The sequence below is a fragment of the uncultured Altererythrobacter sp. genome, assembly GCF_913057185.1.
GTDB lineage: Bacteria > Pseudomonadota > Alphaproteobacteria > Sphingomonadales > Sphingomonadaceae > Erythrobacter > Erythrobacter rubellus.
Window position 1 is genome coordinate 368254 of sequence record NZ_CAJXNK010000002.1, and the last position, 12983, is coordinate 381236.

General features: G+C 56.8%; 14 protein-coding genes. 9 read left to right on the plus strand and 5 right to left on the minus strand.

All coding sequences use genetic code 11. The features are described from left to right. Nucleotides 1-5 precede the first annotated feature (5 nt). The 5 genes from QZ487_RS09695 (at nt 6) to trxB (ending at nt 4448) form a co-directional block, all read left to right on the plus strand. On the plus strand, nt 6-1028 hold the full coding sequence (locus QZ487_RS09695; protein ID WP_296024670.1) for a YncE family protein: 1023 nt from the start codon (nt 6-8) through the stop codon (nt 1026-1028). Then, entirely contained in the window at nt 1029-1499 is a 471-nt protein-coding gene (locus QZ487_RS09700) for a RimK/LysX family protein (protein WP_296024673.1), read from the plus strand. A 5-nt stretch (nt 1500-1504) separates the two neighbouring features. Beyond that, the gene (gene rimK / locus QZ487_RS09705; RefSeq protein ID WP_285975413.1) at nt 1505-2410 is read left to right on the plus strand and encodes a 30S ribosomal protein S6--L-glutamate ligase; all 906 of its coding nucleotides are present in this window, start codon (nt 1505-1507) and stop codon (nt 2408-2410) included. Between the two features lie 206 nt (nt 2411-2616). Next, nucleotides 2617-3396, plus strand: coding sequence for a tyrosine-protein phosphatase (locus QZ487_RS09710; protein WP_285975412.1), 780 nt, complete (start codon nt 2617-2619; stop codon nt 3394-3396). A gap of 77 nt (nt 3397-3473) precedes the next feature. Continuing rightward, entirely contained in the window at nt 3474-4448 is a 975-nt protein-coding gene (gene trxB, locus QZ487_RS09715; protein WP_296024676.1) for a thioredoxin-disulfide reductase, read from the plus strand. 39 nt (nt 4449-4487) lie between these two features. Here the strand turns inward: trxB and QZ487_RS09720 are convergent, their stop codons facing one another. From QZ487_RS09720 to QZ487_RS09730, 3 genes are read right to left on the minus strand one after another with little or no spacing between them, the layout of a single operon-like run. Then, nucleotides 4488-4931 carry an MAPEG family protein gene (locus QZ487_RS09720; protein WP_296024682.1) on the minus strand — a complete coding sequence of 148 codons (444 nt, stop codon included), beginning with the start codon at nt 4929-4931 and terminating at the stop codon, nt 4488-4490. Beyond that, a complete protein-coding gene (locus QZ487_RS09725) occupies nt 4931-5377 on the minus strand; it encodes an MAPEG family protein (protein WP_296024684.1) in 447 nt (148 codons plus the stop codon). The genes QZ487_RS09720 and QZ487_RS09725 overlap by 1 nt, the downstream gene beginning before the upstream one ends. A gap of 60 nt (nt 5378-5437) precedes the next feature. Beyond that, a complete protein-coding gene (locus QZ487_RS09730; RefSeq protein ID WP_296024686.1) occupies nt 5438-6397 on the minus strand; it encodes a threonine/serine dehydratase in 960 nt (319 codons plus the stop codon). Nucleotides 6398-6662: 265 nt separating this feature from the next. Between QZ487_RS09730 and QZ487_RS09735 the strand changes: the two genes are divergently transcribed. The 4 genes from QZ487_RS09735 (at nt 6663) to QZ487_RS09750 (ending at nt 10868) form a co-directional block, all read left to right on the plus strand. Next, nucleotides 6663-7874, plus strand: a complete 1212-nt coding sequence (locus QZ487_RS09735) for a saccharopine dehydrogenase family protein (RefSeq protein WP_296024689.1) — start codon at nt 6663-6665, stop codon at nt 7872-7874. Next, on the plus strand, nt 7874-9052 hold the full coding sequence (locus QZ487_RS09740) for a carboxynorspermidine decarboxylase (RefSeq protein ID WP_296024690.1): 1179 nt from the start codon (nt 7874-7876) through the stop codon (nt 9050-9052). Before QZ487_RS09735 ends, QZ487_RS09740 begins: the two co-directional genes overlap by 1 nt. 179 nt (nt 9053-9231) lie before the next feature. Beyond that, the gene (locus QZ487_RS09745; protein WP_285975405.1) at nt 9232-10437 is read left to right on the plus strand and encodes a type III PLP-dependent enzyme; all 1206 of its coding nucleotides are present in this window, start codon (nt 9232-9234) and stop codon (nt 10435-10437) included. A 95-nt stretch (nt 10438-10532) separates the two neighbouring features. Continuing rightward, a complete protein-coding gene (locus QZ487_RS09750; RefSeq protein ID WP_285975404.1) occupies nt 10533-10868 on the plus strand; it encodes a hypothetical protein in 336 nt (111 codons plus the stop codon). Between the two features lie 71 nt (nt 10869-10939). On the opposite strand, the gene QZ487_RS09755 is transcribed toward QZ487_RS09750, so the two are convergent. After that, nucleotides 10940-11632, minus strand: a complete 693-nt coding sequence (locus QZ487_RS09755; protein WP_285975403.1) for a nitroreductase — start codon at nt 11630-11632, stop codon at nt 10940-10942. Between the two features lie 81 nt (nt 11633-11713). Then, nucleotides 11714-12934: a 5-aminolevulinate synthase gene (gene hemA / locus QZ487_RS09760; protein WP_285975402.1), complete on the minus strand. Its 1221-nt coding sequence runs from the start codon at nt 12932-12934 to the stop codon at nt 11714-11716. Between the last annotated feature and the right edge of the window lie 49 nt (nt 12935-12983).

The window sequence follows — 12983 nt, forward strand, 5'->3', positions numbered from 1 at the left end:
TTGTGATGAAGGCAAAACTCCATGCCCTCTGCACCGCCTTGATGATTGTTGGCTGTTCGCCGGTCGAGGTTGGCCCGGCTGCGAACTCCAGTGATGCAGCAAGCCCTGCGTCAGGTACGCTTTTTGTCGCCAACAAATTCGGCGACACTTTGTCCAAGGTTGACCTGGCAACAGGCGTGGAAGTGTTGCGGCTCGACAGTTGCAAAAATCCGCATGAACTGGCGACTTCGCCTGATGGTCAACATGTCGCCCTGGCATGCTATGGCGGTACTACAGTCGACATCTTTGCGACCGACACATTGGAAAAGGTCCGCAGCATTGATCTGGGCGAGAATGCTCGTCCACACGGCATCGTATGGCATGCGAATGGCGATCTCTATTCTACCGCTGAGGGGCGTCAGTCGATCTTCTGGATCCGCGATCCGCTGGGTGATGCGAAGACCTTCGAGTATTCGTCGGGCAAACTCGGTACGCACATGCTGGTCGTGGCCCCCGATTCACGGCATGCCTGGACCACTGATCTGGGTTCGAAGACCGTCACACGGATCGACTTGCGGACACGCCGCGCTCCGATGTCGGTCACTGTCGGGGAAGAGCCAGAGGGCATTGCATTGTCGCCGGATGGGACGGCGCTGTGGGTGTCAGCGCGCGGATCGAACGAAGCTTATGAGCTCGATCCTGATACTATGGCGGTGCGTACCACATTAAAGACCGGAGCGTTTCCGCTGCGATTGGCTATCCGGCCGCAAGGTGACTTTGCCGTCACGTCCGACCTGATGGATGGCGGTCTGACAGTGATCGACCTGGACAAACGCGAAGTCGTGCGCAAGATTTCTGTTTCCAGCCCAGAGGAAGCCGAAGATCGTTTCCAGGTTACGATCCTGTGGTCGAATGATGGCAAGCGCGTGTATGTCGCTGAAACCGCAAGCGATACCGTGGCTGAAGTCGATTTCGCCTCCGGTGAAGTGCTGAGGCGATTGGATGTCGGCGACGGCGGCGATGGTCTAGCGATTTTGGGAGCAAGATAGTTGGCTGCAAGTCGCCCTGAACCGGCCATTGTCGGATGGCGTGAACTGGTCGGTCTGCCCGATCTTGTATCGGCGCGCATCCCAGCCAAGATTGATACTGGCGCCCGGACATCTTCGCTTCACGCAACCGAGATCGAGCGGTTTGATCGCGATGGCCAACGCTGGGTACGCTTTCTACTCGATCTGGGTGAAGGCCGCAGCGAGCCGGTTACATGCGAAGTCCCACGCGCAGATCGCCGTATCATTACAAGCTCGAATGGCGACGGGCAGACACGTTTTATCATCAAAACCGCTTTAACACTGGGAAGCCATAAATTCCGTGCTGAATTCAGCCTTGCTGACCGATCAGACATGAAATTCCCGATACTGATCGGGCGGACCGCATTACGGCGCAGGTTTCTGGTCGAACCGAGCCGCTCCTATCTCCAATCGCCCTTGCACGAGCGTAAATTGCTGAAAAGCAGAGGATAATTCTTATGAAAATTGCCATGCTAGCGCGAAATCCCAGCCTCTATTCTCACCAGCGGCTGGTCAGCGCTGCGGAGGAGCGCGGGCATACACTCGATATTCTCAACACTACCCGCTGCACAGTGAATATCGCCAGTCACCGACCCACTGTCATGTATCGTGGAGAAACGCTGAAGGGGTATGATGCCGTCATCCCGCGCATCGGAGCGTCGATCACCAACTATGGATTGGCCGTTCTGCGTCAGTTCGAAATGGGCGGAGTCTGGTCACTCAACGAAAGTGTCGCGATTGGTCGCAGCCGGGACAAGCTCCGGTCTACCCAGATTATGGCGAAATACGGCCTCGGCCTGCCACTGACGGCATATGCCAACGATCCAAAGCAAGCCGAGCAGATTATCAAGGCTGTGAATGGACCGCCGGTAGTCATCAAACTGCTTGAAGGGACACAGGGTATCGGTGTGGTCCTTGCCGAAACGCTGAAGGGTGGCGCGTCGATTATCGAGGCGTTCCGCGGCGCAAATGTGAACATTATGGTGCAGGAATTCATCAAGGAAGCTGGCGGTTCGGACATCCGCTGTCTCGTGGTCGGTGGCAAGGTGGTCGCCGCAATGAAGCGCCAAGGGGCCGAGGGAGAGTTTCGCAGCAACCTACACCGCGGCGGTAGCGCGCGCCTCATCAAGATCACCCCTGAAGAACGTTCAACCGCCGTCCGTGCGGCGAAGGCGATGGGGCTGAATGTCTGCGGAGTGGACCTGCTGCGCAGCAATCATGGCCCAGTTATCATGGAAGTAAACAGCTCGCCCGGACTAGAAGGCATCGAGACCGCAACCGGCAAAGATATTGCCGGCCAGATTATCGAATTTATCGAGGCCAATGCGAAGAAGGGTAACACCAAAACTAAGGGCAAGGGGTAGAGCGAATTCGCGGACTTGGCTCTGTCCAGACACAGGCTTAGCCCATCAGCTCGTCCATCTCTAACATGGTTGCCAGCCATGGGGTCCAATCCAGATTAGCTCGAGGAGATGTTTGGCGTTTGGGCTCACACTACTTTGCCGCGCGCCCTTCATCAGATGAGCGGTTGAGCTTGCCGCACCCCACGAAGGCTGCCACCAGTCAAGGCATGATTCGTGACCGCTTCTTGCCGACCAATGCCATCCACAACCTGCGTGACTATGGCGGATATGCCGTTGCCGGAGGCGGAAAGGTCAAAACTGGGCTATTGTTTCGCTCTGGCCATCATGCCGAGGCAGGGGAGCATGACCTGGCGACGGTCGAAGCGCTGGATTTGCGCTATGTGATCGACTTGCGCGGCGATAGCGAGCGAGAACGGCACACATGCAAGCGACCTGAAGGCTTTGACGGAGAGGTGATCTATTTCTCTGGCGAGACGGCCGGGCTCGCTCCGCATCTGGAGGCAGCCCAAGGCAATGTTGATGCGGCAAACGCGCATCAGGCGATGGTAGACCTGTATGGTGCGCTGCCCGATCGCGAAGGCGTGAATTGGGTTCTCAAGCGTTATTTTTCCGTATTGACAGAGGGAGAGAGCGCCAGCTTGGTTCACTGCGCAGCGGGCAAGGATCGCACCGGGATCGCTGTCGATCTTCTCCATCACATCTTGGGCGTGCATCCTGATGATGCGATGGAGGATTACCTGCTCACCAATCACTCGCCGCGCAATGAAGAGCGTATTCGCCATGGCATGGAGCTGATGGGCGACAAATATGGCGGGATCGATGAAGCGACGGTGCGCGTGTTGATGGGAGTTGACGCCGAATTTCTCGAAGCGGCGCGGCGTTCAGTCAAAGAGCGTTTCGGATCAACCGAAGCTTACTTGGAGCAGGTTCTGGACGTCGATGCGGCCAAACGCGAGGCGTTGAAAGCCGCGCTTGTGGATGTGTAACGCTTTCCTTGCGTACACGAATTGAAGCTTGTGGTTACAGTGACTAGATCGCTTGGTGACACTATCAGGATTTTACTATGGCTACTCACCGCACCAAGATGCTCATTATCGGCTCAGGCCCGGCGGGTTATTCCGCAGCTATCTATGGCGCGCGCGCCATGCTTGAACCGATTGTTGTGCAAGGCATCCAACCCGGCGGCCAGCTGACCATCACGACAGATGTCGAGAACTACCCGGGTTTTGAGGATGTGGTTCAAGGCCCGTGGTTGATGGAGCAGATGCAGAAGCAGGCCGAACATGTTGGCACGCGGATGATGTGGGACACCATTGTCGAGGTTGATTTTGACAATGGTTCACCGTTTCGCGCGGTGGGCGACAGCGGCGATGAGTATATTGCAGACACGGTTGTGATCGCGACTGGCGCGCAAGCCAAATGGCTTGGCGTTCCGGGCGAGCAAGAACTGGGCGGCAAGGGCGTGAGTGCTTGCGCGACTTGCGACGGATTCTTCTTCCGCGGCAAGAAGGTGGCGGTGATCGGCGGCGGCAACACCGCCGTTGAAGAAGCACTTTACCTTACCAATCACTCGGACGATGTTACCTTGATCCATCGCCGTGATGAACTGCGTTCCGAGAAGATCCTTCAGGAAAGGCTGTTCAAGTCGGACAAGATCACACCGCTTTGGAACAAGACGGTAGTCCGGTTCGAGGCGGGCGAAGATGGCGCGCTGCATCATCTGGTTCTGAAAGACACCCAGACTGGCGAAGAATCCACTCTGGAAGTCGATGGCGCGTTCGTGGCTATCGGCCATGCTCCTGCGACCGAGCTGTTTAAAGGCAAGCTGGCGATGGACGAGAGTGGCTATCTCGATGTGAAACCTGGCACGCCGAAAACCGCGATTCCAGGCGTCTTCGCAGCCGGCGACGTGACGGACCATGTCTATCGCCAGGCGGTAACAGCGGCAGGCATGGGGTGCATGGCCGCGCTCGATGCGGAGAAGTTCCTCGCGACACTGGAATTTGAAAAAGAACCCGCGACAGAAGCGGCCGAGTAGAATGCAGGGGGCGCGCCGTTAAAGCGCCCCCCGCTTTCATTACATATGAATATCAAACACGCTGATGCTTGCGTGGAATATCAGCGCGATCAGCACAAGGCTCGATAGGGCGAACAGCACAAAGCGAACCAACACTACATTGGCGGTTGCCTGGACAAGGCTGTGCGCGACGCGAAGCCCAACATATATCCAGGCCAGCAGAGAATTCATACCGTCGCCCTGGCCAATGATCGCAAGTACAATCGCCACAGCATAGAAAACCGTCGGTTGTTCGTGCAAGTGATTGTAATTGTGCGCTTTTCGCTGGACTTCGGGTGGTAGTTGAGCATCCAATCCTGCGGAGGTGGGCAGGCGTGAAAGCTCCTTAGGATCGACTTTTGCCTTGCTCATCGCTGGAATGCGTGTGGCATACATCCAGAACCATATAACCATCGTCCAGATGGTGAGCGCGACAACAGGTTGCAGGATATCCATTCCGATCATCAAAGTACTCCCGGGTCTGCCAGCAATGTGACCGATACCGCTCGCACAGCAAGCGCGGCCAGTGCCAAGGTTGAAAGAATGAAAAGCAGGAAGCGAATGGCAACAACGTTCACTAGCGCTTGCCAGAGCGAATGGACGATCCGCAGACCGACGTAGATCCACGCCAGCAAAACGTCGATCGCGCCAGCTCCCATCATCGCCAGAATGATGATGGTCGGATAGAAGATGGTCGGCTGTTCCATCAGGTGCGAATAATTGTGCGATTTCCAGTTCACCTTGTCGGGAATGGCGCCTTCCAGATCTTGTCCGCGTCCGCCAGGCTTGGCATTTTTCAAGTCCATGCCTGACTTTGCCATGGCCGGAAACCGGGTTCCCGCCGTCCACATCAACATGATTATTGACCAGACAATAAGCACCGCTCCTGGTGCTAGCATTTGAGCTTGCATGATTTATCTCCCCTCGAAGCAGCAAGACTGCGCAGCACAAGGTCAATTGTCAAACGCAACCTATGCATCTCCGGCAATCGTCTGTGCATAGGCATGCGCGTCGACATTGCCGCCTGTGACCATCAGCACTGTAGCTTCATCAAGCGGCACTTTGCCCGCCAGCGCGGCGGCCAGAGCTGCTGCGCCTCCCGGTTCAACCACAAGGTGCAGTCGCGAGAAGGCAAAGCGTTGCGCCGCACGCACCTCGTCATCGGTTACAGTCACGCCCGGGTCGCTTCGCCCCAAAAGCAGATCGAGGTTGATCTGCTTCGTCGCAGTAGGCTGAAGCGCATCACATATCGTTTTTGGCGCGTCGGCTCCGGCGTGCACAAGCGTTCCCTTCGCTAGCGATTGCCCGACCATGTCCCAACCTTCGGGCTCTACCGGCACTATAGACGCATCGGGGCACGCCAGCGTGAGACCGACTGTCAGCCCGCCACCACCACAACATGCAATGATCCGGCTCGGTTCGCGGCCCAATTGAGCCGCAATCTCGATTCCGGCGCTGCCCTGACCTTCCATTACCCATGGATCGGCAAAGGCGTGCACCAATGTGCCGCCGCGTTCCTTAATCAGCTTTGCAGCAACCTTGTCGCGATCTTCTCCCTGACGGTCATAGGTGACGATCTTCGCGCCCAGTGCCCGCGTCCCTTCCAGCTTCACCTCTGGCGCGTCAGCCGGCATTACGATCGCCGCCGCAATTCCCAGCCGCTTTGCCGCCCAAGCCACCCCCTGCGCGTGATTACCGCTTGAAACCGCGACTACGCCCATCGCGCGTTCCTCATCGCTGAGCGATGAGAGCCGGTTCCATGCTCCGCGGATCTTGAACGCGCCAATAGGTTGCAGATTCTCGGCCTTCACCCAGCAGCGGGTTCCATTGATCTCTATCGGAAGTAGCGGAGTAGGCGGCAAGATCGCTGCAACTCTCTCCGCGGCTTCAATCACTCCCTCGCGGGTCGGCAGTCGTGTGGTTTCTGTCATCGCGCTCTTCTTGTCCTGGCACTTTGTTATTTGAGGCTAGTTTCCTACAGGATGGAACACATGGAACACAGTCCATTGGTGAAAAATACTCACCGGTTTATGAAACCGAAATTGTACGGATTTCTGCGGGTTTGGGGTGTTCTCTGCTTGCATTCGAGCATCATGCCCAAGCCGCGCAAAGTAGGAAAGATTCCGATCAATTTACGCACTCCGCGCATTGCTTTAGAGAGCGGCCAAAGATTCGATTTCGAAAGGTAAATCCCTCATGTCCACAGTCCTTGTCATCGGAGCCGGCGGAGTCAGCTCGGTTTGCGTCCACAAGATGGCGATGAATACAGAGATATTCTCTGACATCCACCTTGCCAGCCGGACCAAGCGCAAGTGCGATGCGATTGCCGAAAGTGTGAAGGCGCGCACCGGAAATGACGTCGCCACTTACGAGATCGACGCGGAAGAAGTGCCCGCCATGGTCAACCTCATCAGCAAAATTCAGCCAAGCCTGGTGGTCAACCTCGCGCTGCCATATCAGGATCTGCCGATCATGGACGCATGCCTTGAGGCCGGTGTTTCCTATCTCGACACCGCGAATTATGAGCCGAAGGACGAGGCCAAGTTCGAATACAAGTGGCAGTGGGCCTATCACGACCGGTTCAAGGATGCCGGGCTGATGGCGCTGCTGGGCAGCGGATTCGATCCCGGCGTGACCAGCGTGTTCACAATGTGGCTGAAGAAGCACAAACTGAAGACTATTCGCACCCTTGATATTCTTGACTGCAATGGCGGCGACCATGGCCAGCATTTTGCCACCAACTTCAATCCGGAAATCAACATTCGTGAAGTGACCGCGCCTGCCCGCCACTGGGAGAATGGTGAGTGGGTCGAGACCCCCGCGATGCAAGTGAAGACCGAATTCGATTTCGAAGCGGTCGGGCCGAAGAATGCTTATTTGATGTATCACGAGGAACTGGAAAGCCTGGCGAAATTTAATCCCGAGATTGAACGTGCGCGCTTCTGGATGACATTTGGCGATGCCTACATCACGCATCTGACCGTGCTGCAGAATGTCGGAATGACGCGCATTGATCCGGTGAAGTATCAGGGCAAGGAGATCATCCCGCTGCAATTCCTCGCCGCTGTTTTGCCGAAGCCAGAAACTCTGGGTGAAACGACGAAGGGCAACACCAATATCGGCTGTATCGCGACTGGTGAGGCGCTCGATGGGTCGGGCGAAAAGACATTCTATATCAAGAACATCTGCAGCCACGAAGCGGCCTATAAGGAAACCGGTAATCAAGCGGTCAGCTATACCACCGGCGTGCCCGCGATGATCGGCAGCGCGATGATGGTGCAGGGCATCTGGTCAGGCGACGGCGTGTTCAATATGGAAGAAATGGACCCCGATCCGTTCATGGAAATGCTCAACCAGCACGGTCTGCCGTGGACGGTTGAAGAGCTTGATGGGCCGGTCTCCTTCTAGTGGAAACGAAAGCTGGCGATCCGGGCGCCTTTGCCCAATTTGATTTGAACCGCGTCGATAGCCCCGCTTTCGTTGTGGATGCGGCTAAGCTGCGCGCCAATTGCAAGATATTGGCCGATATTCGCGATGCAGCCGAGATCAAGGTGTTGGGTGCGCTGAAGGCGTTCTCCATGTGGTCGACCGCGCACATCATCGGCGAGTACCTCGATGGTGTATGCACATCGGGCCTGTGGGAAGCGCGGCTCGCAAGCGAGTTCTATGATGGCGAAATTGCGACTTACTCGGCTGCCTATAAGCCTGAAGAACTCGAAGAGATTTGCCGACTTTCGGATCATGTGATCTTCAATTCACCTGACCAGCTCAAGCGTGCCTCGCTGATATTGGAGAACGCGCGGGCAGGGGGGCAGGACTTTGACGTTGGTCTGCGCATCAACCCAATGGTGCCAACCGGTAAAGTGGCGAAATACGATCCATCCAGCCCCGGTTCGCGACTGGGCTTCCCGCTTGACCAGCTGACCGAAGAGCATCTGGAGGGCGTGGATGGCATCCATTTCCACAATCTGTGCGAGCAGGATCTGGAGCCATTGAAGCGCACGTGGGACGCGGTGTTTGACGCGCTCGAGCCCTATTTCGGCCAGCTAAAGTGGATCAACATGGGTGGCGGGCATCACATAACCCGCGCCGACTACCAACGCGACGAACTGATCCAGTTCCTGCGCGATGCCAAAGCGGACACGGGCGCAGAGATCATCATCGAGCCTGGAGAAGCGGTCGCGTTGGACGCTGGAATTCTTGTTGGCACGCTGCTGGATGTGCAGTGGAACGGCATGCCAGTGGGTATCACCGATGTTTCCGCCACCTGCCACATGCCCGATGTGATCGAAGCGCCCTACCGTCCCGCAATGCTTGGCGAAGTCACAGACGAGGAGCACGTACCGATCCGGTTGGGCGGGCCGTCTTGCCTGGCTGGTGATGTGATCGGCGATTATCGCCTGCCTGTGCCGGCAGAACCCGGTGCACGCTTTGCGTTTCTCGACCAAGCGCATTATTCGATGGTCAAAACCAACACGTTTAACGGCGTGCAACTGCCCAGCATATACCTCTGGGACAGCGAGATCGACCAGCTGGAGCTGGTGAAGTCATTCGGGTACGAAGATTTTCGGAACCGATTGAGCTGAGCGCGTTGGTTTAGAAACGGCCGGACATGAGGGCGATGATCGCGCGTACGAGGCGTGCTTTTTCATTTGCGATTTGCTGCAGAAGCCCTATATGCGCGCTTCTTCTGCCCCAAGGGACATCCGCAAGGCAGGCTCATAACCGTTTGGTTGAACACTGAACCTTTAGGGGGTCCCTTGAGTTGCACATCTATCCCAACGCTAAGGCTGTAGTTCGCGCGATCGCGCCGGATGAACCCGTTATCCTCAATCGCCCGCAAGCTGCGCATCGCGCGGCCCGCTTTTTCCTGGATAGGTTTCCGGGAAAATCGCTCTATGCGGTAAAGGCCAATCCTTCGCCTGATCTGCTGCGTGTTCTTTGGGATGCGGGCGTGACGCATTACGATGTCGCCTCGATCGCTGAAGTGCGGCTGGTGCGCGCGACGCTGCCCGAGGCTGTGCTGTGCTTCATGCACCCGATCAAGACACCCAGCGCGATCCGTGAAGCCTATTTCCAGCATGGCGTGAAAACCTTCAGCCTCGATAGCGCGGAAGAGCTTGATAAGATCGTGAAGGCTTGCACCAATCCGCAAGCGGGTAAGCCTGCGAAAGATTTGCGGCTGTGCGTGCGCCTGCGTGTGTCGAGCGAATTTTCCGAGCTCTCACTGGCAAGCAAATTCGGTTGTGATCTTGTCGAAGCGCCGGTGTTGCTTCAGCAGACCCGCCAGCATTGTGATTGGCTGGGCGTATGTTTCCATGTCGGCAGTCAGGCCATGAGCCCTTTTGCATTCGTGCAGGCGCTGGACCGGACCCGTGCGGCAATTGCCGAAGCGTCTGTTGTGATTGACATGATTGACGTTGGGGGCGGTTTCCCCAGCTCCTATCCGGGGCTGGAGCCGCCACCGCTGGAAGATTACTTCGCGATGATCGCCAAGCACTTCGAAGCGTTGCCAATTGCCTACAACGCAGAGCTGTGGTGCGAGCCTGGTCGGGCGCTGTGTGCCGAATATTCGAGCATGATCGTGAAGGTAGAAAAGCGCCGCGGCGAAGAACTCTACATCAATGACGGAGCCTATGGCGCTCTCTACGATGCTGCGCATGTCGACTGGCGGTTCCCGGTGGTCGCGCTGGAAGATGATCTGCGCGACGCGGCGCAGGATTTCGCCTTCTATGGCCCTACCTGCGATGACGCTGACTATATGCAGGGGCCATTCCCGCTCCCCTGCGACATTCAGGCCGGCGACTACATCGAGATCGGCATGCTCGGCGCCTATGGTGCAGCGATGAAGACCGGGTTCAACGGCTTCGGCAATGCGGAAGAGTACATTGTGGCAGACGAGCCGATGATGAGCCTTTATCGTGGTGACCGCATCCGTCCTGATGCGGACAACGTGGTAAACTTGCGTTGATTGGCCACTTCCGGGTAAATTGCCCTCAGCCTTGACGAAAACTGATGTGCGCCGTTTGTCTCTCTCATTCATAATGTGGGAGACGGTCAATAAAGATGATTTTAGCGTCAGCGGCTGCGTTGGCAGTTGCGGTGGCAAGCCCCGCTCTATCGCAATCAAGGGCGGTAACGACATCCACTCAGACTACACCGTCCCGTGATTTCCAACCGGTGAAGCCCGACCCGGTTATCACGCGCCTCAATGCGTTGCAGCAGGAGCTTGACGCGCTGAAGGAGACTGCAGGTAAACAGGTTGTTGTGCTGCATTTCTCGCCGACCGAGCACCCCGGATCACCGGATAACAACTACAATACCAATCAGGCATTCGCGACTGATGCATGCGAAAAAGTGCTGGGTGATCGGTTTGGTCGGATGATTGATTATCGCGTTTAGACCAACGAAGACCGTTTCTTCCTCACCCATATTTCCTGCGAGACGAAGGCATAGCGCCGGATGTATGACGGCTAGTCAAAACCGACGAATCTAGCCGCCTCTGACACTTCACGGCGGACGATTTTTACGGGGTTTGCTGGGAAGTCTTCGTCGGGCCAGCCCATCGCGACCGCTTTCATGATCACCTGATCGTCAGGGATGCTGGCATGTTCGCGCACAACAGGTGACTGCATGATGCCCTGGCTGTTGATCACGCAGCCGAGCCCGCGTGACCATGCGGCGTTTACCAGCGCAGTTGTTACCGCACCGCAGTCGAACACCGTATCGTCTGCGTCCGATAGTTCCTTGTCGTAAGTCACGATTACGCAGACGGGCGCGTCAAATTGGCGAAAGCCGCGCAGAACCCAGTCCTGCCGCTTTTCCTTGTCATCACGTTCGATGCCCATCGCTTCGAACAGCTGGATCGCACAGCCGACCTGGCGATCGCGATGGACGCCTTGAAACGGGTGTCCTTTGCGAAATTCACGGCTGTCTGGTTCACCTGCCAGAATGCGCTCGGTATTGCCCTTGCGAATCCGGTCGAGCGGCTCTCCGGTGATGACGTGAAAGTAATAGGGCTGGGTATTCATTGAAGAGGGCGAGCGCATCGCCATTGCCAGAATTTCTTCAATCAGCTCTTGCGGAACGGGCTTGTCGAGATAGCCGCGGATCGAGCGCCGCCCAAGAACGACTTCATCATACTTTTGATCCGGATTGCCGTACACGCGTTTCTCTCCTGTAAGTTCACACGCGTGCTAGCGCATGAATTGGGGAACTCAAAGGACGTTACGGAACATGGACTTCAGTCAGGCGGCCTTGCGCAACTCCAGCTCTAGCCGGTCCCAAATCTCGACCAGTGCCTGAGTCAGCTGGTCCATCATTGCTTCGGTGTGAGCTGGGCCGGGGGTGAAGCGGAGACGCTCTGTCCCGCGCGGTACAGTCGGGAAATTAATCGGCTGCACATAGGCGCCGTATTCCGCGAGCAGGATGTCGCTGATCTTTTTGGCGCGAACGGGATCTCCGACCATGACAGGCACGATGTGCGTGACGCTGTCCATCACTGGCAGGCCGGCGTCGTGGAACTTCGCTTTGAGCATGTTGGCGTTGATTTGCTGGGCGTCACGCTCTTCCGAGCTTTCCTTCAGGTGTTTCACGGCTGCCAGCACGCCTGCCGCGAGAACCGGGGAAAGCGATGTGGTGAAGATGAAGCCGGGCGCATAGCTGCGGATGCAATCGACAATCTTCTTGTCGGCCGCGATATAGCCGCCCATCACGCCAAATGCCTTGCCCAGCGTGCCTTCGATAATGTCGATGCGATGCGCGGCTTCGTCACGTTCCGAAATCCCGCCACCGTGATCGCCATACATGCCCACCGCGTGGACTTCGTCGATATAGGTGAGCGCGTTGTATTTCTCAGCCAAATCGCAGATCGCGTGAATTGGCGCGATATCGCCGTCCATAGAATAGACGCTCTCAAACGCGATCACCTTGGGTGTTTCGGCATCTTCAGCCGCAAGCAAATCTTCCAGATGCTGCAGGTCATTGTGGCGGAAAACGCGCTTTTCACAGCCCGAATTGCGTATGCCGGCGATCATGCTGGCGTGGTTCAATTCGTCAGAGAAGATCACACAGCCGGGCAGCAGTTTGCCCAGCGTTGATAGCGTCGCATCGTTCGAGACATAGCCCGAGGTGAACAGAAGTGCGGACTCTTTGCCATGCAGGTCGGCCAGTTCGTTTTCCAACTCGACATGCAAATGCGTGTTGCCGCCGATATTGCGCGTGCCGCCAGAACCCGCGCCGACATCGTGCAGTGCCTCTTCCATCGCGCCGATCACTTTCGGGTGTTGGCCCATCGCGAGGTAATCGTTCGAGCACCACACCGTGATTGGCTTGGGCCCGTTGTGCCCATGGAAACAGCGCGCGTTGGGAAACGCGCCTTTGTTGCGCATGATATCGATGAAGACGCGGTAGCGGCCTTCTTCGTGCAGGCGATCAATCGCTTTGTCGAAGATCTGGTCGTAATTCACTTCGCGTATTTCCGCTGCGTTGCGCCCTGTTTCCGGCTTCGATTGGAAA